We start from the raw sequence: 20647 nt of genomic DNA on the forward strand, positions 1-20647 counted from the left end.
AGCCCGTATCTAACCACCTTCTATAAATCTTGTGCCTAGGCAAAATTTTGGCATTATAAAACATTGTAACTTATGTGTTAGTCAGACTATTACTTTCTGATAGAACAGGTACTTTCTTACTAGTACTGAGGCTTCAAATATGATTACGCATTTTGCTTGTTACATTCGCTTAGGTGAACATTACAAGTTACTTAATTTATAGTTATTTCAATAATTACAAGCATTAATAAGAAGCAAGCCTGCGTGACGAGTTCGTAAGCTTGACCAGCGCACGTAGGCGAACAACGCATTCGTTCCCACCCTCTCCCCTTCTACCCATGGCAACTGCTCCCACCCACCCCGATGAATTTAACCGGTTGCGTTCGCTAGCCGAACACAACCTGCTCGATACCCAGCCAGAGGAAGTCTACGACGACATCACGCGCTTGGCGGCCGAAATTTGCGGCACTCCCATCGCCGCCATCAATCTCATTGCCGGCGACCGGCACTGGAGCAAGTCGGCTTACGGATTTGCGGCGGGAAGCATGCCTTTGGAACAGTCTTTTTGTGTCCACACCATTCTCAATCCAGACGAGGCAACGGTGGTATCGGACCTCCGCTACGATGAGCGGTTCTACGATAACCCACTGACTGTGAACAAGCCAAACTTGGCCTTCTATGCTGGAGTGGCAGTGAAAGATGCTCAGGGCTTGCCGCTGGGTACTCTCTGTGTGCTTGATACCCGCCCCCGGGAGTTGCCGGAGTTAAAGCTGGAATCGCTCAAAGCCCTTGCCAAGTTGGTTGAGACCCATTTGCAGCTGCGCCGCACCCAAATGATGCTGGAATTGAAGCAAAAGCAAGTGAGCGAGGCCCAACCCATTTTGCAGCGCCTGATTGACGCCAGCAACATCTCGCTTGACAAAGCCCCCATCTCTGCACTGTCTATGAGCTACTTGCGGAACGAAGTAGTGAGCTTACAGCGGCTGCTGGCATTACCACCCAGGTAGCCACCGGCAAGCTGTTATAGCGGCCGTCCTCACGTTAGAGCATTGTTTTTGGGGCCTATTTGCCGTGGCACGCCCCCCTGGCGTGAACTGCCTTTAGAATTTGCTAATCGTTTGTTGCGGGCGGCAGAAGCTGCCTGCAACTTACTGCTACGCCGCCCCCCGTTGGCACCGTTTCTCCATAAACTCATTGACCAGCCTTCATGAACGTCAGACATTTACTGTTTTTTGCCCTGTCCGCTTGTATTATCCTACTTTCAGCCAGCGGCTGCAAAAAGTGCAAAGGCGAACAGCCGCGGGCACGTATCACCAACAACGGGACTCAGAAGGCCAGCGTGCAGGTTAAAACTTCGGGTGGCAATACCATCAACATCAACAATGTGGACCCCGGCACTTCTTCCGAATACGCCAGCTACGCGCCGGGCCAGGTTACGTTCACCATCACGGTGAACAATGCCAACTACGTCAAAATCACCGACATCAGCACCTGCTACCAGTACGACATTGCCATCGACCGGGCCAATGCCATCACGGTAAACGGCGTCGACCGGAACGACTAAGCACTGCGACAACGCACCGGATTTGCCCCAACTTAGCAGGGAGCCGCTACGATTATAACGGGCGTGGCCCTGCAGAATTATTAGCCCCACGCTAGGGCTGATAGTCCCGCGGGGCTACGCCCGTTACTTGTTTAAATATGCGATTGAAGGTGGTTTTGGAATTGAAGCCGCTTTCAAACGCAATACCCAGCAGGGTGAAGCGGCGGGCGTCGGGGGCGGCGAGGCGGCGCTGCACTTCGGCCACCCGGTAGCCGTTCACCAGTTCGTTGAAGGAGCGGCCGAAGCCGGCGTTGACCGTGAAGGAGATGAGGCGCGCGGGCAGGCCGGTGTGGGCCGCCAGCTCGGCCAGGGTCAGGGTGGGGTTTTGGTAGAGCTGGTCGTCGACCAAGGCCCGGCGGATGCGCTCCATGATGAGCGGGTCGGGGCCCCCGGGGGTGGCTACTTCTGATGGTTGGCGGTTGGGCGCGGGCGCTATTTCATTCGTAACATTAGGTTCGCCGGCAGCATTTGGCCCGGCCGAAACGGCGATGGCAGGTACTGCCTGTGGACTGGCGGCCGCAATTGGCTCCGGAGACGCTATTGCGTCTTGCTGTTCGGCTTCGGGAGCGAAATGCACCGCCCGCATATCTGCCTGGCGCAGCCCCACAACGCCGATGACGAACACAACGCCGCCTAGCATCTCGCTAGAGTAGTCGTATTGGTAATAAATCCCCCAGAATTCGCGCAGCAGCAACTCAATCAGCCACTGCCCGCTGACCAGGCCCAGGAGCACCAGCAGCCACCGTAGCCAGCGCAGCCGTAGCCGCGACACTTCCGAGAAGTTGTCTTCCAGCCAGCGGCCGTACTGCCGCAGCAGGCGCAGGCTCAGGAACAGGTACACCATTAGCGAAACCCAGGTACCGATGAACTCCAGTCGGTAGGTGAAGGGCTGGTGCACATTCTGCCAAAAGTTGTTGCGCACGGCATAGGGCTGAAACCGCAGCCACCAATACAGAACTGCCTGCGCCAGCACGGGCACAAAATGCGCCCAGTACTGCCCACGCCAGCGAAACTCACTGTTTACCAGGCTGCGCACGTAGAGATACAGCAGCGGCCCAAACCCCAGCGAGTAGTAAATGGGCGAAAAATAGAGCTCGGCAGACTGCGCATACAGCCCCGACACCCGAAAAAACCCGTCGACCAGCCACAGCGCGATGGCCAGCATGAGCAAGGCCAGAAAGCGGTTCGACACGCGGTTTTGCGGGGCCCAAAACAGCAGCCCGGCCGCGAACAGCGCCTGCGCAATCACGGCAAAGGCTGCCGCCGACAACGGGGAAAGGGTGATTTGCATTGCGCCTGAAGGTACCTCAATCGCAAATATGCACCCGCGGGGCCAGGCCTCGGTTGCGTTATACTGCCTCCTGGCTTTTGCCGCGGGCCGATAGTGGCAGCAGCCATCAACCTGAGCATTGTTTGGCAGCAAGTAGCCCGTTCTCAACCCGCCAGCAAAACCCCCACGGCCGTGCTTAACGTATTGAGGCGGCACTCCCCTCCTGCCCATGCCTTGCGCGCAGCCGCCCCCAACGGGCGGGCACGCATTACCCGGCAGCGCCCAGCGGCGGACCACCTCCATCTTCAATTCTGCCCATGCTTTTTCTTGCCGAACCCGTTACGCCCTTCGACTGGCAGCGCCTTGTGTGGACGGGCGAGCAAACCCCGCTCTTTGCGCTGGAAGTGGCTTTTCGGTGCGTAGTGACTTACCTGATGCTGCTGGCGGCGCTGCGCATCACGGGCCGGCGCAGCGTGAAGCAGCTGTCGTTGTTTGAGTTGAGCATCCTCATTGGCCTGGGCTCCATTGCGGGCGACACTATGTTTTACTCGGAGGTGCCCATCAGCCACGCCGCCATCGTATTTGGGGTGGTGATGGGGATGTACTGGCTGTTCAACTACCTCACCGAGGTTTCGCCCAAATTCAGCGACTGGATGGAGGGCAAAGAAATATTGCTGCTGGAGCACGGCCACTTGCATTGGGATACCTTTCACCGGCAGAGCCTCACGCAAAAAGAGCTGTTCGGGGCGCTACGACAGCAACAGGTGGAGCACCTGGGCCAGCTGAAAGCCGTGTACAGCGAAGCCACCGGCGAGATGAGCGTGTTTTTCTACGAAGACTCCGACGTCTGCCCGGGCCTGTCGATTATTCCCGCCGAGCTGGCTCGGGCTCAGGAAGTTATTACCACGGCCGGCCCGCACGCCTGCACCACCTGCGGCAACGTAGCAGAGCTGCAGCCCCGGCCTTCGTTTGCCTGTCCGGTGTGCCGGGAAGCGCGCTGGCTGCCCGCCTGTACTGCCCGGCGCATTACGTAGCCACAGCCATTGCCTTGACTAGCAACGGCTTCATTAAACCATGCCTCCGGCACCTCGTATACTTTGGTAAGTAGCGCGGGTGGGCTTTACCCGTGTTTCCTCTGTGTTTGCCCTGGCAAACTGGGTTTGGCTTCAGCAGGCAATTTCGTCGGCCGATGGCTAAAATCATGACCGCCCGAAACCGAAAGGCATGCTTCTACGCTAATTCTATATCCTCCTTTTCACTTTATAAAACCTACTTCTTATGGCAGCTGATGATTCGAATAACCGCAATAATGAAAACGCTGATGCTGAAAACGTGCATCGCCGCACGCAGCAGCAGGTAGCCAACGACGGCTCCGACACGCCCCGCCCCGAGAACGCAGGTGGCGTAAGTGCGCAGCAGCAAGGCGCCAATAAGCTAACCTCTTCTCCCGACAGCTTCGGCAACCATGGCGGCAACCGCAGCGGCACTAACGAAACGCCCCAGGACGCGAAGGGCAGCAGCAATCGCGGCGACCGCCCCAACAATGTGAACGACGGCGGTGGCCCTGATACTGAAAAAGCCAACCAGACCAAAAACACCACGACCTACAAATCCGAGTATTCCAACGCCAACTCGGCCCCCAGCTCCGCCAACGACGGCGGCAAAATGGGTGATGAAGACAATCCGGCCTAACCCTTCTTAGGCTCATGCCAACGCCAATGGCCGCCCGGGCACCCGAACGTCAGCGTGACGTTCGGGTGCCCGGGCGGCCATTGGCGCTATATTTAAGCTTGTGCCTGAGGCGCTACCCACGCGCTAGCCAGTAGCCCGCCCCGGCTAACAGCACACCAACCACCACACTTCCACCGGCATACAGCGCCGCCAGGCCTACCTGCCCTTCGCGCAGCAAGGCCACGTTCTCCAAAGCAACCGCCGAAAACGTGGTGAAGCCCCCGCAAAAGCCGGTGATGAGCAGCAGGCGCCAGCCCGCGCCCAGATGGTGGCGCTCCAGCACGCCCAGCAGCAGGCCCGCCAGCAGGCAGCCCAGGGCATTTACGGCGCCGGTGCCCACGGGCCAGGCCAGGGCCCAGCGGCCCTGCACGTACTGCTGCATCAGGTAGCGCACTATGGCGCCCGCACCGCCGCCCACGCCAATCAGTAGCCAGGAGTAGTTCATGGCGGCAAACTTACGCGGCCCGGCGCAGCTTACTTTTTCAGGTAGCCCAGCTCGGTTAGAATCTGCTCGGTAATGAGCCGACGGCCGGCAATGAAGCGTTGGTCGACAGGGACGCCGGCGTCGGGCTCCACGTTGAGGGCGAAGAAGTACACGGCGCCGCTGGCCTGTTCCAGCCAGCCAACAAACCAGCCGTTGTCGCGCCCGTGGGGGTTGGTCCAGCCAGTTTTTCCATAGAGGCGGTACTGCGGGGTTTGCTGTAGCAGCAGCAGTTGCTTGGTAATGGCGTGGCTGCGGGCCGAAACCGGCAACTGGTTGGCGTGCAAGCGGCGCAAAAAGTCAATCTGTTCGAACTGCGTAATGCGCGACTTGCCCACCAGCCAAAACGAGTCGACGGTAGCCTCCGTGGCCACCATTTTGCCGAAGTTCAGCTTGGGCAAGAGTTGCTGATAGCGCTTGGCTCCTACCGCCCGGGCCACTTGCTGGTAGCAGGGCACGCAGGAAACCCGCAGGGCCTCGGCGGCGGTCATGTCGCGGTTCCAAGCGCCGAAAGTGCGCTGCACGCCGTCCCACTTAAACACCTGGCTGGTGTCGCGGATGACGCCGGTTTCCAGGCCGATGAGGGTGTTGGGGATTTTGAACGTGGAGGCCGGCAGGAAGCCCTGGCGGCAGCGCGTCGCGTCGTAGGCCGTGTAGCGGTTGGCTTGCGAGTCGAAAACCAAAAACGAGCCGTGCAGCTGCCGGGCCTGGAAGTAGGCGCTGAAATCACGCTCGACTACGGCCGGTTTTGGCCCAAAGCTGCCGAGCCACAGCGGCAGCAAAAACAAGAAAACACGCATAAGCCAACGATAAGAACCAAAAGTAGTGTTACGGCGCCCGAGCACAACCCCAAGGCCCTGGCGGCGGTTAAAGAACCCAGCGGTGCCCGTGGCCCGACTGACTTTACAATCGGTTTTTAAGCTTATGCAAACTCGTGAACTCGGCCGCTCCGGCCTCTCTATTTCGCCCCTCATGCTGGGCGGCAACGTCTTCGGCTGGACCGCCGATGAAGCCACTTCCTTCGCCGTGCTTGATGCTTTTGTGGCGGGCGGCGGCAACGCAATCGACACTGCCGACGGCTACTCGGTGTGGGTGCCCGGCCACGTGGGCGGCGAATCCGAAACCATCATCGGCAAGTGGCTGAAGCGGCGCGGCCGGCGCGACGACGTCGTTATCGCCACCAAAGTAGGCTGGGAAGTCAATGCCGAAAACAAAGGCCTGGCCAAAGACTACATTCTGCGCGCCGTGGAAGGCTCGCTCAAGCGCCTCGGCACCGATTACATCGACCTGTACCAGTCGCACAAAGACGACCCCACCGTGCCCGTGGCCGAAACCCTGGAAGCCTATGCCCAGCTGGTGAAAGCGGGCAAAGTGCGCGTCATCGGGGCGTCCAACTTCACCGCCGAACGCCTGCGGGAATCCCTGGCCGCCAGCCAGCAGCACGGCTTTCCGCGCTACGAAACGCTGCAAAACCTCTACAATCTCTACGACCGGGAAGACTTCGAAAAGAACTTGGCCCCGGTGCTGCAGCAGGAAGGCATCAGCGCCATTCCCTACTACGGGCTGGCGGCCGGCTTCCTCACCGGCAAATACCGCACGGAAGCCGACCTGCAAAAAAGCGCACGTGGTGGTGGCGTTGGCCAGAAGTATCTGAATGAGAAAGGTCTGGGTATCCTCAAAGCCATTGATGTAGTTGCGGAACGCCAGCAGGTTTCACCCGCTCAGGTAGCGCTGGCTTGGCTGATGCAGGCGCCGAGCGTGGCGGCTCCCATCGCCAGCGCCACCAGCGTGGAGCAGGTAACGGAGCTTCTTAAAGCCACTGAGCTGCAGCTGTCAGCGGAGGATGTGCAGACCTTGGAGAAGGCGCAATCGGCTGCGGTTTAGCGGATTTCGGAACCTCACCCCCTGACCCCCTCTCCAAAAAAGAGGGGGCACCGGTTCGTGAAGACGATTCCGCCGAAAGCATTTCTGGGGCCCCCTCTTTTTTGGAGAGGGGGTCAGGGGGTGAGGTTCCAGCGCGTGATGCCTCAAGCCTTCTAATCAAAACATCTAAAACCACCCTTCCACATGCCCATCACCAACACCCGCGTGAAGTTAGCTTCGCGCCCTACCGGCCTGCCACAAGCCACCAATCTTGAAATTGACACCATCGACCTACCAGCCCTTGCAGATGGACAGGTACTCGTCAAAATCAACTTTATATCCCTCGACCCCGCCATGCGGGGCTGGATGAACGAAGGCAAATCCTACATCCGGCCCATACAGCTTGGCGAGGTGTTCCGGGCTGGCACTGCCGGCGAAGTGGTAGAGTCCAAGAACTCCGCTTTCGCCAAGGGTGACTACGTGACCGGCAACCTCGGCGTGCAGCAATATGCTGTGGTGGGCACCGGCGCCAGCGACCCGAGCAGCCCCGAGTATTTGGTGAAAGTCGACACCCGCATTGCGCCGCTCGAAGCCTACTTGGCCACCCTCGGCATGCCGGGCCTGACGGCCTACTTCGGCCTGCTGAATACCGGCCAGCCTAAAGCGGGCGAAACGGTGGTAGTATCCGGCGCGGCCGGGGCCGTGGGCAGCGTGGTAGGCCAGATTGCCAAGCTGAAAGGCTGCCGCGTGGTGGGCATCGCCGGCGACCAAGCCAAGGTCGACTACTGCGTGAATGAGCTGGGCTTCGATGCCTGCATCAACTACAAAACCCAGAACGTGCGCAGCGGCCTCCGCGCCGCCTGCCCCCAAGGCATTGATGTGTATTTCGACAACGTGGGTGGCGAAATCCTGGACTTTGCACTGGAGCAAATCCGGCTGAAAGCCCGCATTGTGATATGCGGCGCCATCTCGCAGTACAATAACACCACACCCGTGAAAGGGCCGTCCAACTACCTCTCGCTGCTTGTAAACCGAGCCCGCATGGAAGGAATCGTGGTGTTCGACAATGCAGCCAACTATGGCACAGCCGCCCGCGAAATGGCCGGCTGGATACAGGAGGGAAAGCTGCACTCGCCCAAGGTGCAGGTAGAGCACGGCATAGAAAACTTCCTGCCCGCGCTGCTCAAGCTGTTTTCGGGCGAGAACTTTGGGAAGCTGGTGCTGGCACCGTGAGTTTAGCGAAGCGGGGAGCAGTAAGCCTTCATAACAGGAAAGGACTTACTGCTCCCCTTTTTGCTAAAGGCATTATTTCTTGATGGTCGCGATGGGGTTGTTGGCTACCGCTTGGGCATTGACCACGGTGTTGTGGCCGGCGGCAAGTAGCCACTTGCCCTGCTTTTTCACCATCACTAGCGTGAGCAGGTCCTGGTCGTCGCCCATTTTGTTGACGCCGCGGTTCACCCCGTCGGGCGGGTAATAGGCGCCTACCTCGTAATACATGTTTACCAACGCCACGTCGGGCGTGATGGCGCGCATCGTAACCTCGCCTTGCTTAAAGGAGACGCCCTTGAACATTGAATCAAAAATGCGCTGGTGCGCCAACTGCACATCGGGTCGGCCACGCCACCACATGCCCACAATGTTGACCCAGCTCACATCGGGCGTGGTGTAGGTGGCCATTTCGGAGAATTTATGGTCTTTGTAGTTGGTATCGATGCGCTGGAGCACTTGCCGAATCGCAGCCGCATCGGCGGGTGGTAGTTGTTGGGCGATGGCGCCACGAGCGCCGAGCGCCAGGACCAGGCTGAAGAGGAGGGCTTTCATACGAATAAGAGGGTTGGTTCGGCAGCAAAGCTCCGGTCCAAGGCCCCTGCCCGGGTAGTAAAAAACCGACATTTATGCGGGCCGGAACGACGAACTGGCGCCCACCACGCGGGTATGCGAGGTTTCGGCGGCCAGTAGCTGCGGGGGCGTCACGCCGGCAAACTCCTTGAAATCGCGCACCAGGTGGCGGTAGTCGTAGTAGCCGACTTGCACGGCCACCGCCAGCCAGTCGAGGTCCGGCTGCGCTTCTTTCAGGCGAAACGCACGATCGAAGCGCACAATGCGGGCGTAGAGCTTGGGCGACATGCCCACCCGCTCGAAAAAGCCCCGCTCAAACTGCCGCGGGCTGAGGCAGGCTTCCGCGGCTAGGTGGTCGAGCGAGGCCGTGGTGCGGCCAGTGGGCAGCAGCGCGGGCAGCAGGCGGTCGAGTGGCCGTTCGGGGTGCGGGCGCAGGCGGCGCAGCGTGCCCAGCAGGTAGGTTTCGAGCACGCCGAGCATGGCCGTGTAGTCGGTGGTTTCGGCCAGCCGGTCTTCTACTTCGGTCACGGCTGGGCCGAGCAGGGCGCGGCTCTCGATGGAGAAATCGAACAGCTCTTTCACCGGCACGCCAAGCAACCGGTGGAGCCCACCGGGCCAAAACGCAGCACAAACCATGAGGTGATTGGGCGGAAACCGCAAGTCGACCCGTGACACCTGTGGCCCCACCACAATGCTGCGCGGCGACGAAATTTCCCGCCCCTGCCCGTAGTGAAAGGTGCGCATTTGGTCGCGCGGATAGAAATACAGCCACTGCTGCGGCGCCGGGGGCATGGGCTTCACGGCCTTCGCGGGGTCCAGGCCATCGTAGTGCGCGTGCACCAGCATGTAGAACTGGACGTACGGCCGAAGCGGCAGGGCAGGCTGCTGAAAGCGAAGAACCATAATGCCAGCAGAAGGAGAAGCTTGAAGTTAGCTTTTTTCTGCGGCAAACTGGTGCTATGGCTTAAGAGTGAGGCATTACAGAATAGAGCAGTTATGTAGCTCAGCAACTCGCCCGCTTCGCTATTACATAGCCCACCTGTCATCCTGAGCGCAGCGAAGGACCTTATCACGCCATACCAAACTAGCGTGATAAGGTCCTTCGCTGCGCTCAGGATGACAGATAGGAGAAATGCTACTGCTTCACGTCCGCAAATTCGTACGTACGAGCTACTTCCAGGGGCTTGCCATCGGCTTCGGCGTAGGGATACACGAAGTAGTTGAGAGGCGCGGCGGCCTGGCGGGGCACCAGCACCACGTCGCGGCCGCGGGTAAATTCCACGCGGTTTTCATCGTGGGCACCGAAGAAATAGTTGCGCTTGCTGGGGTCTTTGGCGGCTTCAGACGCATCGACGGGCACCCAACCGGTTTCGGGGGTGTAGAACTCGGCCCAGCAGTGGTAGCCTTTTATTTCGCCCTTGCCGCGCTCGGCGGGCAGTGGCAGGCCGATGCTGAAGCGTGCCGGAATGCCTACCGCCCGGCAGTAGCCGATGAATATGGCGTGGAAATCGGTGCAGTTGCCGCGGCGGGCATCGCAGGCGTAGTAGATGTCGCCGCGGCCCCAGCCCTGGCCGGTTTTGTCGTAGGTCACGGTGCTCACCACGTGCTCGTAGATGGCGCGGGCTCGGTCGAGGTTGGTTTTCGCGCTGGCTTTGGTGACGACCTCCTGGGCCTGCTGGCGAATTTGCAGGTCGAGCGGCACGAGGCGGTCGGGGGCCAGCCAGCGGGCCATGTCGGGGTCGGCCTTTTCCTTGGTCGTGGCTTTTTGGGCGGTTTCCGCGGGGTTGACTTTCAGGTTGAGATGTTCGCGGCGGGTGATGGTGGCGGTCAGCTTCACCACCAGCGGCGTGGTGGGGGCGTTGGCCAGTTGCAGGTGCAGCATCTGGTTGCCGTAAGCGCCCTTCTCGATTTTATAGGGCACGGGGGCCTCTATTTTGAGGTTGCGCACGTCCTGGCTGGCATCGGGGTGCGGCAGGGGCAGCCAGAAGTCAAACTCCTTGGTACCGGCTGGGGGCACCGGCACGGTAGAGGTGCTGGTGAGCACAAACGTGCGGCTGCGGCGGGCCGGAGCGGCCGGATTATTTCCCGACATATTAAAGCTCGGCAGCAGCACGCACGCCCCCAGCAGCCCCGCCCAAATGGCGGGGGAACTCAACAATAGCTTCTTCACGATAACAAGGGACTATAACGCTGCTGGCGGGCGTCAGTCTAGCTGGGGAGGCACCGCGAGCAGCACCCTGCAACGGCCGCCTCCGAAGAAGACGCCCGTTGACCACGCGCCCGAAAGCACGCGCCAGTCAGGGCCAACCAGACCCCAGCAGTACCCAAAGTTACCTCCTGCGAGGCGGCTGCGGAGCGCAGCACGTGCCAGCTTAACTCTTATTCCGGCCCACAACCGTGTCGCTCCCCTATTTTCGCCTCTTTCCGTTACTTCTGCCTATGAAAGCTGCTGGCCCGCCGGTACTGGCACTTGCCTCGTTTCCGCAGCCGCAGGCCCGCACGCCCTACTACTGCGAGCGGCTCGAAACGCATGCAGTGCGGTTTCCGCACGTGAACGTGCCCCACGCCCACGATTTCTACCTGCTGCTCTACATCACCGAAGGTACCGGCACGCACACCGTGGACCTAGTAACGTATGAGCTCCGGCCCGGCAGTGTGTTTTTTCTGGCGCCCGGACAGGTGCACCACTGGCAGTTGGCAGCCGACACGCGCGGCTTCGTGGTATTCTTTGACACTGACTTCTACCTGTTCCGTTACCCCGGCAACGCCCTCTACGAGTACCCGTTCTTCGATAGCAGCCACCCGCCGGTGCTGAGCCTGTCTCCCACCGAAACCGAAATCCGCCCGCTGGCTGAGCGCCTGCTGACTGAGTACCAGGCGCCGCACTCCAATCAGGCCGAAGTTTTCCGGAGCTACCTGCACCTGTGCCTGGAGCTGGCGGCCCGCCACTACCCCACCCTGCCCGCCGCCGAAGCCAGCCCCGCCCTGCAGCAGATTCGCCAGTTCGGCGCCCTGCTCAACCAGCACTACCGCACCCTGCGCGGCGTGAGCGACTACGCCGCCCTGCTCCACGTATCGGCCAACCACCTTAACGCCCTGTGCCGCCGCGTGCTCAACAAAACGGCCAGCACGCTCATCCACGAGCGGGTGGTGGTAGAGGCGCAACGCCTGCTCAGCCACTCGGGGCTGGGCGTGGCGCAGGTGGCTTACGAGCTAGGCTTTGAAGATGCCTCCTACTTCGTGCGGTATTTCCGCAAATACACTGGCAGCACGCCTGAGGGTTTTCGGCAGCGTTGATTTGTCCTGTAAGCGCCTGAAATAGGGCTACGAGGCTGCCTGTCGGCCCTGGTAATTTTGTAGAAACAAGCAAGCGGCTGCATTTATAGCACCGCGCTGACATGCGGGAAAGTCATTTGCCCGTATAGTTTTTAGTTACCTCTTATTCTACAGATTATGGCTGACCACATCGAATCATCTACCTTGGCACTGCTGGCACTACGCTGCCCCCGCTGCCACGAAGGCAAGCTTTTTTCGACCTCTGCGCTCAACATCAGCAAGTTTGCCCGCATGCCCGCTCAGTGCCCCGTGTGTGGGCAGTCGTTCGAGCCGGAACCGGGGTTTTACTTTGGCTCGATGTACATCACTTTCGCCTTCAACGTGGCCACCATGTTTGCCGTGGGCGTCCCGCTGTACTACTTTTTTGGCAATCCCGATACCTGGGTTTATGTGGTGACGGTGACCGCCGTGACGCTGCTGCTCACGCCGCTGATTTTGCGCTATTCCCGCGCCATTATGCTGTATTTGTTTGGCGGCACGGGCTACGACTCCAGTTGGCACACGCGACGCCGGGCTTCGTCAGAAGCCATATAAGAAGCAGTTTTTAAAACAGTAAAAGCCCCGACCGCGTGAAGCAGCCGGGGCTTTTTTATTGGATAACCTCCGAATGATTAGCGCAGCACCTGGGCCCGCCACACGTTGTTGCTCGGGTTGGCGTCGGGTAGCAGTTTGGTGGCGTTGAGGCGCACCAGCGTGAGCGGCGTGGTGGAGTTGTGACGGAAAGTCCAGGTGCCGCCGCGCTGCCAGATTTCTACGGGGAGCTTCACGCGGGTGACTTTGCCGCCGGTTTCGGTGATGTCGGCCGTCACGGGCATGGCGGCCTGGCCTCGGTTTTCGATGGTGATGAGGGAGCCCTGGGCGGGGTCCTGGTTCACGTAGGCCACAGTGGTCACGGCCTGGTCCAAAATCCAGTTGTTGTATACCCACTCGCGCCAGAACCACGTCAAATCCTCGCCACTGGCCTCGTTCATCGTCCGGAAAAAGTCCTTGGGCTGGGGGTGCTTGAAGGCCCAGCGCTTGATGTACGTGCGGAAAGCGTAGTCAAACCGCTCGGGGCCCAGTACTTCCGCACGAAGGAGAAACAGGCCGTAGCCCATCTTAGAATAGGCGGCGTAGCCAAGCATGTTCGAGGGCGTCACGTCGGGCACGGTGTAGGGCGGCACGGTGGTTGGGTCGGTCATGTAGCGGGTGTTGCCCTGCACCATGCTAGCAGTGTCGTTTATTTGTTTGGCGTACTCGCCGTTGTTGAAGTTGTTGGTGGCCAGAATGTTGATGAAGGTATTGAAGCCCTCGTCCATCCACGGGTACTTCCGCTCGTTCGAGCCCACTATCATCGGGAACCAGTTGTGGCCGAACTCGTGGTCGGTCACGCCCCACAGGCTGGCTTTGCGGGCCTTGGCGCCGCAAAACACAATGCCCGGATACTCCATGCCGCCCACCACGCCGGCCACGTTGGTGGCCACCGGGTAGGTGTATTCGTACCACTGCTTGGAGTTGTATTCGATGCTATGCTTCACGTATTCCGTCGAGCGATTCCAGGCCGTGTCCTGGGCCGACTCCACCGGGTACAACGACATTGCCAGCGACTTGCGCCCGCTGGGCAGGTTCATCTTGGCCGCATCCCAGACGAAAGCCGACGACGCGGCCCAGGCTACGTCGCGGGCCTGCTGGCACCGGAAATGCCAGGTCAGGCGGCCATTTTTGCCGCTGGGGCGCGAGCTGGCCTGCGTCACCTCGTCGGGCGTGCGCAACATTACCGTTTTGTCGGAGCCGGCGGCCTGGGCCAAGCGGCGCTGCTGGGTGGCGGTTAGCACTTCGGTTGGGTTTACGAGCTCGCCCGAGCCGCCCACGATGAAGTTGGCGGGCACGTTGATGGTGTAGTCGAAATTGCCGTATTCCAGGTAAAACTCGGCCGTCATGTAGGGCAGCGTGTTCCAGCCTTCCACGTCATCGTACACGGCCATGCGCGGGTACCATTGCGCGACTTCGAATATCTCACCGTTTTTGGTTTTGAGGCGGCCCAGGCGGTCGGAGCCGTCTTCGGGGATGTTGAAAGCGTAGCCAATGCGGATGATGAGCTTGTCGCCCTTAGGCTTCAGGGCCTCCGGCAGCATGATTTGCATGCGCGTGTCCTGCACGCGGTAGTTGGCTTTCAGCTTCTTGCCGTGCAGCTCAATGGTCACCGTCTGCAGGCTGTCGCCGCCCTGAAACCCGCGGGCCGAGTTGCCAAACCGACTGCCTGCCACTGGCGTAGCGGCCGCGCCGCGCGAGTTGGCGCGGTACAAGTTTTGGTCGAGCTGCAGCCACACAAAGGGCAGCGCATCGGGGCTGTTGTTGGTATAAGTAATGTCGACCGAGGCCGTCACGCGGGCCGCTTTGTCGTCGAGGCTGGCGTTGATTTTATAGTCGGCGGCGTTTTGCCAGTACTGAGCACCGGGCATGCCGCCCGCCGTGCGGGTTGGGGTAGCCAGCTGCTCAATAAACGTCGGGTTGAACAACGTCCGGGCATCGTAGGCCGGGCCCGTAACAGGTGCCTGCTGGGCCGAAGCTTCGCCAGTCAGTAGCAGCGCTTCCGCCACCAAAAAGGCAGAAAGTAACAAGTGTTTCATGTGAGAAATCAACGAGAAAAGAGGGTCTTAACAAGCCAAAGGTAGCCTCGCTCCCACGTCATGTAAGACTTGCTTTCTTCGTAGTCTTTCGCGCCTGACTCTGCCCCTGGCTACCTTCCGAAAAATCAGGACCTGGCCGCCAGCCGGGCCTGCACCAGCGCCATTAGCCCGTTGAGGTCGGTGGCATCCATTTCTTCGGCCGGTATAAATGGAGACAGTTCGCCGGTTGGCGCCAGAACAAATGCCGCGGGCAAGCGCTGGCTGCGCCACTGAGGGTAGTCACGCACAAACTCGTCGCGGTGCAGAAAATCTACCGGCACCGGCAGCGTTTTGATGAACTCCTTCCACTCCGGCAGCATCTGGGTAGCTCCGTAGGTGATGCCGCAAAGCGAGCACGGGTAGGTGCCCGGCGACAGCAGCTTATGAAACATATCCTTCAGCCCGGGCAGCAGGCCCCCGTCGGCGTTGTACACAAAAAGCAGGCGCTGGGGCATGATTGCGGAAGGTGGTGCGGGCAAGTTAAACTCCTTTTCAACGAACCTGGTTTGAGGCAGACCTTAACGCGTGCCGGTATCCACGGTCAGGTGTTTCAGCAACCACGCCACCACATCAGCGTCTACCTGTTCGCGGCACTCGTCCAGGCCGTGGCGGCAGCCGGGGTACAGGCGCAGCTCTTTAGGCTCTTGGGCGCGGGTGTAAATGTTGCGGGAGCACGCATCGGACAGTATTTCATCGGCCTCGCCGTGCACCAACAGCAGGGGCCGCGGACTCACCCGTGGGGCCAGGTCGGTGCCGTAGGTTTGGCTGCTCATGGCCACCACCGCCGCCACCCGGTTGCTGAGGGCCCCGGCCGCAATCACCACCGCTCCGCCAAACGAGTGGCCCACCAGCGCTACTGCCTGGTAGCCGCGCTGCTGCACCAGGTACTCGACTGCAATCAGGGTGTCTATCACACAGTTTTCGAGCTCGTTGGGGTGGCGGTAGTGCAGGCGCAGCGAGGCAACGCCCTGCGCCGCCAGCTGGCCCGCCAGGCGCGGGTACATGCCCCAGGCTGGTCCATCGAGCCCACCGCCCGAACCACCTACCCACACCACGGCGGGGGCAGCGGCGGGCCCCGGGTGCAGCCGGGCGGGCATGCCGCCGGCGTTGGTGTTCAGCGTCAGCTCCTCCACGCCGTCTATGGTCAGATGGAGAGTGACCGATTCAAGGGTTAATTCAACCTGCTGCTGTGCCATAGCCGCCCATCAAAATGGTAAGAGTATGCTGGCTGTACTGCGAGGGGCCAATTTGGTTGTGGTGGAGTTTAACCACAGACGGAAACATGGCATGGCCGCTTTATGGCCGGGCCGGGTCCTTGTCGAGGCTCATCAGCAGCCCCTGCAGCTCCTGGCTCATCAGCCGCACCGAAGACTGCAGCTCATCGAGCATGTTGGCGCGCTGGGTTAGCTCATCGGCCTCGTATAGGCCGCCGTTGCCAAATAGCAGGGCCTGCTGCTCGCGGCCGGCTTTGGTATCGGGAGCGGCCAACTGGCCGTAGCGCTGCCAACGCAGGCGGGTGTTGTGGGCCACCGAGTTTTCGCCCCGGTTACTGAAGGCCTTCTCGGTCAGCATGTACCACACGCCGGGCGGGTACACGCTCGATGCGGGGGCTTCCTGCCAAACATCGGCCAGCAAATTGCGCGGGTGCGTGAAGCTCACCGTGCGGTGCGACGACAGCGTGAGCAGACCCAGTCCGGCCGTAAGCAGTCCGCCCCCAATTCCGAAAATGTACTGCACGGCCTGGTTGCTGCTGACCGTGGTGCCCACGCCCGACACGGCTCCCACGGCAATGGAAAGCACCGTGAGGCGCTGCACGCGGGTGTTGGCCTGCGCGTTGAGATAGTTGGCTATCTGGTTGGCGCGCTCGCCTTCGCAGTCCAGCTCAGCAGACACGCTCGCCACGGCCACCGTCAGCAGTTGCAGGCGGCTTTGCACGCGCTGCCGCTCTGCCAGCACGGCCAGCATGTTGGTCGTGGAGGGCTGCAAACGGGCAGTGCGCTCCAGCCGCACCAGAGCCTTAAGCTGGGGCAGCGCGCCGGCCGCATTCGCCACCAGCAGGCTGCGGCGCGAAAAACGCGCCGTCAAGCCACTGTCCAGCATCGGCTCAATGGCGGGTAGCGGCGTGGTGGCAAGGTCGTAGGAGTACACCAGCGGCGGCACGCAGTACTCGGCATCGGTTTGCAGCGCGGCACTTACGGGGCGGGTGGTTGTGCAGCTTCCCAGGCCCAGCAGCAGGGCACTATACAGGAGCAGAAGGGTAGCCTTTTTCATAGTGCGGAAAGCTTGGATGAGGCCACAGCTACGCCTAATCTCTGCAAAAGTATTGGTGACTGTAAGACTACGTGGTCAATAATCACCTACTCGTTTGCCAGCAGCTGCGCACACTGCCGGGCAATTTCCAACTCCTCACTGGTAGGAATAACCAAGATTCGGACCTTTGAATCCGGCCCGCTCAAATCGCGCAAGCCCGGAGCCCGCTCCTGGTTTTTAACCTCATCCAGCTGCAGCCCGAAGAACTCCATATCCTGGCACACACGGGCGCGCACCATGGCATCATTCTCCCCTACCCCTGCCGTGAACACAATGGCATCCAGCCCATTCAGCGTAGCCGTGTAGGCGCCAATGTATTGGCGGATACGGTAGCAATACAAGTCGTAGGCCAAGGTGGCGCGGGCATCACCAACGGCCAGGGCCTGCCCGATATCGCGCATGTCGTTGGAACCAGCCAGGCCCAGCATCCCGCTTTGCTTGTTGAGCAGGGTGCTCACCTGTTCGGCAGAGTAGCCCAGTTGCCCCTGCAAGTGCAGCAGCACCGAAGGGTCGATGTCGCCGGAGCGGGTGCCCATCACCAGGCCTCCCAGCGGGCCAAACCCCATGGTGGTGTCCAGCGACCGGCCGCCGCGCACCGCCGCCATGCTGCACCCGTTGCCGAGGTGAATAGTGATGAGCCGGGCATCGGGCTGGCTTAGGTAGGTGGCGGCTTGTGCGGCCACAAACTGGTGGCTAGTGCCGTGAAAACCGTATTTGCGAAGGCGCTGCTCCTCATACAGCGCCGTGGGCAAGGCGTAGCGATACGCGTATTCGGGCATGGTCTGGTGAAAAGCCGTGTCGAACACTGCCACCTGCTGGGCGTGGATAAATAGCCGCTCCGCCACTTCAATACCCAGATAATTGGCGGGGTTGTGCAAGGGCACCAGCACAAACAGCCGCTTAATTTCCGCCTTCACTTCCTCCGTGATGAGTGCCGTGGCGGCAAAGACTTCGCCGCCGTGCACCACGCGGTGCCCCACCACGGCAATCTCGCCCGGGTCTTGAATCACGCCGCCGGGCTGCTCCGTGAGCAAGCGCACCACTTCTCGCAGGCCAACTTCGTGGTCGGGCAGCGGGAGCGTGTGGAATTGCTCAGTCGGCGGATTGCCTTCGGGAGCCTGCGGGTCGAAAACCTTGTGGCGAATAGTGGCCTGCTCAGAGCCAATACGCTCTACCAAGCCGCTGCATACCGGTTGCTCGGCCGGCCACCGGAAAAGCTGGTACTTGATGGAACTGCTGCCGGAGTTGACGACGAAAATGTTCATGAGGAATTATTATGCAGGCATAATGGCAAGTAGCGTGGACTTTGTGAGTCCGCGCGTGAACGATACCTGAACGAGCCACGCGCGGACTCACAGAGTCCACGCTACTTACACGCTACCCCTGCTGGCTCTGAATGGCGGTTATCACTACCGTGTTGAAAATATCATCCACTGTGCAGCCACGGCTGAGGTCGTTCACTGGCTTATTCAAACCCTGCAGCACGGGGCCAATAGCCAAAGCGCCCGTTTCGCGCTGCACGGCCTTGTAGGTATTATTCCCTGTGTTCAAATCCGGAAAAATGAGCACGCTGGCTTGGCCGGCTACTTCGGAATCCGGCAGCTTCTGGCGACCCACCAATGGGTCCACCGCCGCGTCGTACTGAATAGGGCCTTCTACTTTCAAGTCGGGGCGTTTCTGGCGCACCAGTTCGGTGGCTTGGCGCACCTTCTCTACATCGGCCCCGGCACCGGACGTGCCCGAGGAGTAGGAAAGCATGGCCACCCGCGGCTCAATGCCAAAGGCCCGGCTGCTTTCGGCCGAGGAAATGGCGATTTCGGCCAGCTGCTCGGCCGTGGGGTTGGGGTTCACGGCGCAGTCGCCGAACACGGCCACGCGGTCGGGCAGGCACATGAAAAACACCGACGACACTACCGACACGCCCGGCTTGGTTTTGATGAACTGCAAGGCCGGCCGGATAGTGTGCTGCGTGGTGTGTACCGCCCCGGATACCATACCGTCGGCATGGCCCTTATATACCATCATCGAGCCGAAGTAGGACACGTCGCGCAGCAGGTCGCGGGCCATGTCTTGGTTCACGCCTTTGTCTTTGCGCAGCTCGTAAAAAGTCTCCACATAATCGGCATACTCCTCGGAATTAACCGGGTCGACGATGCGCAAATGGCCTGCGGGCAGGTTCAGGCCCAGGCGTTTGGCTGAGGCTGCTACTTCGGCCGGGTCGCCGAGAATAGTCAGGTCCACTATGTCTTGATGCAGCAGCTGGGCGGCGGCCCGCAGAATGCGGTCGTCGTTGCCCTCCGGCAGCACTATGTGGCGGCGCGAGCGTTTGGCCCACTGCAGCAGCCGGTACTGAAACATGTGCGGCGTAATGCCCTCGGACTGGAAGCTGACCAGCTTTTCCTCCAGCACCCGCACGTCCACGTAACGCTCGAAGGTGTTGATGGCCAGCTGAATTTTCTTCGGGTTCTCGGGCGAAATGCGGGATTTGATGTTCGCCACCCGTGTCGTCGTTTCGAAGCTGCCCATGGGCACCGCCAGAATGGGAATCGCCACGCTCGGCAGGCCTTCCAGCAGGCGCATGATGGGCGGGTCGGGCTCGGAACCGGCCGTGAGCACCATGCCCACCACGCGCGGGTAGCTCACCGACATGTTGGCCTGCAACGCCGCCAAAATGATGTCGCCGCGGTCGCCAGGCGTCACTATCAGCACGTTTTCCTTCAGGTAGTTCAGAAACTGCGGCACCTGCATGGCCCCGATAATGTAGTTGTCGACTTGGTTGCTCAGTCCTTCTTCCCCAAAAAGCAGCTTGCCGCCCAGCCCGGCCTGAATTTCGCGCATGGTAGGGTTCAGCAGGTTGCGGTCTTCGGGGATGACGGCCAGCAACACGTCTGACGGGAGCTGGGCGCGCAGCAGCGCCTGCACGTCCTCGGCCTGGGCCGGCACCACGCGGTTGGCCACCACCAGCAGAACGGGCACCTCGCGGCCCTCAAAATTGCGCAGCAGCGTGAGCACCGAGCTCACCATCTGGGCCGTGCTTTTGCCCTCGCCCGACACCACTAGCACCACCGGCACGCCCAGATTTTTGGCAATCGACACGTTGGCATCGAACTCAAACGCGGTGCCCGGCCCAAGGAAGTCGCTGCCCTCTACCACCGTGAAATCGTAGTTGTCTTCCCAGTGCTTGAACTTGCGAATCACTGCGTCAATCAGCTCGCCCTGGGCATCGGCTTCGAAGAGCCGCAGGGCTTCCGGGCGAGTGAAAGCGTAGGTATCGGCGTAGGGCAACGGCAGTTTGAAGTGCCGCGTAATGGTGTCGATGTGCGGGTCGGGGCCCTGGGCGGGCTCGTAGTCGATGATGGGCTTGAAGTACCCCACCCGGCGGGCTTGGCCCAGCAGCATGTTCACCAGGCCCAGCGCAATCAGGGATTTGCCGCTGTTGGGCTCGGCGGCGGCAATAAAAACGGCTTTCGTCATATCACAAGGTAACGCAGCAGCCGGGCCTAGTGTTGGCGGAACCGTGGCGGCGCGCCGCCAAATCGGCCGTATCAGTGCCACGCACCAGCCTAATTCCCTGCCCCCTCAGC

At 60.6% G+C, this 20647-nt stretch carries 20 protein-coding genes; 8 read left to right on the forward strand and 12 right to left on the reverse strand.

Features of this window, described 5'->3' with window-relative positions; genetic code table 11:
- Positions 1-317: 317 nt before the first annotated feature.
- Both BMZ66_RS19070 and BMZ66_RS19075 read left to right on the forward strand, forming a co-directional pair.
- On the forward strand, positions 318-986 hold the full coding sequence (locus tag BMZ66_RS19070) for a GAF domain-containing protein (RefSeq protein ID WP_092677297.1): 669 nt from the start codon (positions 318-320) through the stop codon (positions 984-986).
- 200 nt (positions 987-1186) lie between these two features.
- Complete coding sequence (locus BMZ66_RS19075; RefSeq protein ID WP_092677299.1) at positions 1187-1543, forward strand: hypothetical protein; 357 nt, start codon at positions 1187-1189, stop codon at positions 1541-1543.
- Between the two features lie 91 nt (positions 1544-1634).
- On the opposite strand, the gene BMZ66_RS19080 is transcribed toward BMZ66_RS19075, so the two are convergent.
- Positions 1635-2873: a helix-turn-helix domain-containing protein gene (locus BMZ66_RS19080; RefSeq protein ID WP_177204813.1), complete on the reverse strand. Its 1239-nt coding sequence runs from the start codon at positions 2871-2873 to the stop codon at positions 1635-1637.
- 296 nt (positions 2874-3169) lie between these two features.
- Between BMZ66_RS19080 and BMZ66_RS19085 the strand changes: the two genes are divergently transcribed.
- Together BMZ66_RS19085 and BMZ66_RS19090 are read left to right on the forward strand one after the other, a co-directional pair.
- A complete protein-coding gene (locus tag BMZ66_RS19085; protein ID WP_092677303.1) occupies positions 3170-3886 on the forward strand; it encodes a DUF421 domain-containing protein in 717 nt (238 codons plus the stop codon).
- Between the two features lie 244 nt (positions 3887-4130).
- Positions 4131-4544, forward strand: a complete 414-nt coding sequence (locus tag BMZ66_RS19090) for a hypothetical protein (protein ID WP_092677305.1) — start codon at positions 4131-4133, stop codon at positions 4542-4544.
- Between the two features lie 112 nt (positions 4545-4656).
- Here the strand turns inward: BMZ66_RS19090 and crcB are convergent, their stop codons facing one another.
- Positions 4657-5028, reverse strand: coding sequence for a fluoride efflux transporter CrcB (gene crcB, locus BMZ66_RS19095; protein ID WP_092677307.1), 372 nt, complete (start codon positions 5026-5028; stop codon positions 4657-4659).
- Positions 5029-5057: 29 nt separating this feature from the next.
- Positions 5058-5864 (reverse strand): class D beta-lactamase, encoded by an 807-nt coding sequence (blaOXA, locus tag BMZ66_RS19100; RefSeq protein WP_177204814.1) that lies wholly within the window; start codon positions 5862-5864, stop codon positions 5058-5060.
- Positions 5865-5988: 124 nt separating this feature from the next.
- On the opposite strand from blaOXA, the gene BMZ66_RS19105 reads away from it, so the two are divergent.
- Together BMZ66_RS19105 and BMZ66_RS19110 are read left to right on the forward strand one after the other, a co-directional pair.
- On the forward strand, positions 5989-6948 hold the full coding sequence (locus BMZ66_RS19105; RefSeq protein ID WP_092677311.1) for an aldo/keto reductase: 960 nt from the start codon (positions 5989-5991) through the stop codon (positions 6946-6948).
- A gap of 183 nt (positions 6949-7131) precedes the next feature.
- Positions 7132-8160 carry an NADP-dependent oxidoreductase gene (locus BMZ66_RS19110; RefSeq protein WP_092677313.1) on the forward strand — a complete coding sequence of 343 codons (1029 nt, stop codon included), beginning with the start codon at positions 7132-7134 and terminating at the stop codon, positions 8158-8160.
- A gap of 72 nt (positions 8161-8232) precedes the next feature.
- Here the strand turns inward: BMZ66_RS19110 and BMZ66_RS19115 are convergent, their stop codons facing one another.
- The 3 genes from BMZ66_RS19115 to BMZ66_RS19125 all read right to left on the reverse strand — a co-directional run bounded on the left by BMZ66_RS19115 (position 8233) and on the right by BMZ66_RS19125 (position 10939).
- Positions 8233-8751: an SgcJ/EcaC family oxidoreductase gene (locus BMZ66_RS19115; RefSeq protein ID WP_177204815.1), complete on the reverse strand. Its 519-nt coding sequence runs from the start codon at positions 8749-8751 to the stop codon at positions 8233-8235.
- 72 nt (positions 8752-8823) lie between these two features.
- Entirely contained in the window at positions 8824-9672 is an 849-nt protein-coding gene (locus tag BMZ66_RS19120) for a helix-turn-helix domain-containing protein (RefSeq protein WP_092677317.1), read from the reverse strand.
- 232 nt (positions 9673-9904) lie between these two features.
- Entirely contained in the window at positions 9905-10939 is a 1035-nt protein-coding gene (locus BMZ66_RS19125; protein WP_234795163.1) for a transglutaminase-like domain-containing protein, read from the reverse strand.
- Between the two features lie 269 nt (positions 10940-11208).
- Between BMZ66_RS19125 and BMZ66_RS19130 the strand changes: the two genes are divergently transcribed.
- Both BMZ66_RS19130 and BMZ66_RS19135 read left to right on the forward strand, forming a co-directional pair.
- Positions 11209-12066: an AraC family transcriptional regulator gene (locus BMZ66_RS19130; RefSeq protein WP_092677319.1), complete on the forward strand. Its 858-nt coding sequence runs from the start codon at positions 11209-11211 to the stop codon at positions 12064-12066.
- A 156-nt stretch (positions 12067-12222) separates the two neighbouring features.
- Positions 12223-12639, forward strand: a complete 417-nt coding sequence (locus BMZ66_RS19135; protein WP_234795164.1) for a DUF983 domain-containing protein — start codon at positions 12223-12225, stop codon at positions 12637-12639.
- Positions 12640-12716: 77 nt separating this feature from the next.
- Here BMZ66_RS19135 and BMZ66_RS19140 read toward each other — a convergent pair whose 3' ends face one another.
- The 6 genes from BMZ66_RS19140 to pta form a co-directional block, all read right to left on the reverse strand.
- Positions 12717-14714: a M1 family metallopeptidase gene (locus tag BMZ66_RS19140; RefSeq protein WP_092677321.1), complete on the reverse strand. Its 1998-nt coding sequence runs from the start codon at positions 14712-14714 to the stop codon at positions 12717-12719.
- Between the two features lie 125 nt (positions 14715-14839).
- The gene (locus BMZ66_RS19145; protein ID WP_092677323.1) at positions 14840-15208 is read right to left on the reverse strand and encodes a hypothetical protein; all 369 of its coding nucleotides are present in this window, start codon (positions 15206-15208) and stop codon (positions 14840-14842) included.
- A 63-nt stretch (positions 15209-15271) separates the two neighbouring features.
- Positions 15272-15949 (reverse strand): alpha/beta hydrolase, encoded by a 678-nt coding sequence (locus BMZ66_RS19150; RefSeq protein ID WP_092677325.1) that lies wholly within the window; start codon positions 15947-15949, stop codon positions 15272-15274.
- Positions 15950-16049: 100 nt separating this feature from the next.
- Positions 16050-17024, reverse strand: coding sequence for a hypothetical protein (locus tag BMZ66_RS19155; RefSeq protein ID WP_092677327.1), 975 nt, complete (start codon positions 17022-17024; stop codon positions 16050-16052).
- Positions 17025-17110: 86 nt separating this feature from the next.
- On the reverse strand, positions 17111-18328 hold the full coding sequence (locus BMZ66_RS19160) for an acetate/propionate family kinase (protein ID WP_092677329.1): 1218 nt from the start codon (positions 18326-18328) through the stop codon (positions 17111-17113).
- Between the two features lie 112 nt (positions 18329-18440).
- Positions 18441-20537 (reverse strand): phosphate acetyltransferase, encoded by a 2097-nt coding sequence (pta, locus tag BMZ66_RS19165; protein ID WP_092677331.1) that lies wholly within the window; start codon positions 20535-20537, stop codon positions 18441-18443.
- Between the last annotated feature and the right edge of the window lie 110 nt (positions 20538-20647).

Origin of the sequence: Hymenobacter arizonensis (assembly GCF_900115775.1) — a bacterium.
Lineage (GTDB): Bacteria > Bacteroidota > Bacteroidia > Cytophagales > Hymenobacteraceae > Hymenobacter > Hymenobacter arizonensis.

What these genes read in the sequence shown, in the direction of transcription:
- BMZ66_RS19070 (WP_092677297.1), top strand. Translation starts at nt 318, where the DNA reads ATGGCAACTGCTCCCACCCACCCCGATGAATTTAACCGGTTGCGTTCG.
- BMZ66_RS19075 (WP_092677299.1), top strand. Translation starts at nt 1,187, where the DNA reads ATGAACGTCAGACATTTACTGTTTTTTGCCCTGTCCGCTTGTATTATC.
- BMZ66_RS19080 (WP_177204813.1), bottom strand. Translation starts at nt 2,873, where the DNA reads ATGCAAATCACCCTTTCCCCGTTGTCGGCGGCAGCCTTTGCCGTGATT.
- BMZ66_RS19085 (WP_092677303.1), top strand. Translation starts at nt 3,170, where the DNA reads ATGCTTTTTCTTGCCGAACCCGTTACGCCCTTCGACTGGCAGCGCCTT.
- BMZ66_RS19090 (WP_092677305.1), top strand. Translation starts at nt 4,131, where the DNA reads ATGGCAGCTGATGATTCGAATAACCGCAATAATGAAAACGCTGATGCT.
- crcB (WP_092677307.1), bottom strand. Translation starts at nt 5,028, where the DNA reads ATGAACTACTCCTGGCTACTGATTGGCGTGGGCGGCGGTGCGGGCGCC.
- blaOXA (WP_177204814.1), bottom strand. Translation starts at nt 5,864, where the DNA reads ATGCGTGTTTTCTTGTTTTTGCTGCCGCTGTGGCTCGGCAGCTTTGGG.
- BMZ66_RS19105 (WP_092677311.1), top strand. Translation starts at nt 5,989, where the DNA reads ATGCAAACTCGTGAACTCGGCCGCTCCGGCCTCTCTATTTCGCCCCTC.
- BMZ66_RS19110 (WP_092677313.1), top strand. Translation starts at nt 7,132, where the DNA reads ATGCCCATCACCAACACCCGCGTGAAGTTAGCTTCGCGCCCTACCGGC.
- BMZ66_RS19115 (WP_177204815.1), bottom strand. Translation starts at nt 8,751, where the DNA reads ATGAAAGCCCTCCTCTTCAGCCTGGTCCTGGCGCTCGGCGCTCGTGGC.
- BMZ66_RS19120 (WP_092677317.1), bottom strand. Translation starts at nt 9,672, where the DNA reads ATGGTTCTTCGCTTTCAGCAGCCTGCCCTGCCGCTTCGGCCGTACGTC.
- BMZ66_RS19130 (WP_092677319.1), top strand. Translation starts at nt 11,209, where the DNA reads ATGAAAGCTGCTGGCCCGCCGGTACTGGCACTTGCCTCGTTTCCGCAG.
- BMZ66_RS19135 (WP_234795164.1), top strand. Translation starts at nt 12,223, where the DNA reads ATGGCTGACCACATCGAATCATCTACCTTGGCACTGCTGGCACTACGC.
- BMZ66_RS19140 (WP_092677321.1), bottom strand. Translation starts at nt 14,714, where the DNA reads ATGAAACACTTGTTACTTTCTGCCTTTTTGGTGGCGGAAGCGCTGCTA.
- BMZ66_RS19145 (WP_092677323.1), bottom strand. Translation starts at nt 15,208, where the DNA reads ATGCCCCAGCGCCTGCTTTTTGTGTACAACGCCGACGGGGGCCTGCTG.
- BMZ66_RS19150 (WP_092677325.1), bottom strand. Translation starts at nt 15,949, where the DNA reads ATGGCACAGCAGCAGGTTGAATTAACCCTTGAATCGGTCACTCTCCAT.
- BMZ66_RS19155 (WP_092677327.1), bottom strand. Translation starts at nt 17,024, where the DNA reads ATGAAAAAGGCTACCCTTCTGCTCCTGTATAGTGCCCTGCTGCTGGGC.
- BMZ66_RS19160 (WP_092677329.1), bottom strand. Translation starts at nt 18,328, where the DNA reads ATGAACATTTTCGTCGTCAACTCCGGCAGCAGTTCCATCAAGTACCAG.
- pta (WP_092677331.1), bottom strand. Translation starts at nt 20,537, where the DNA reads ATGACGAAAGCCGTTTTTATTGCCGCCGCCGAGCCCAACAGCGGCAAA.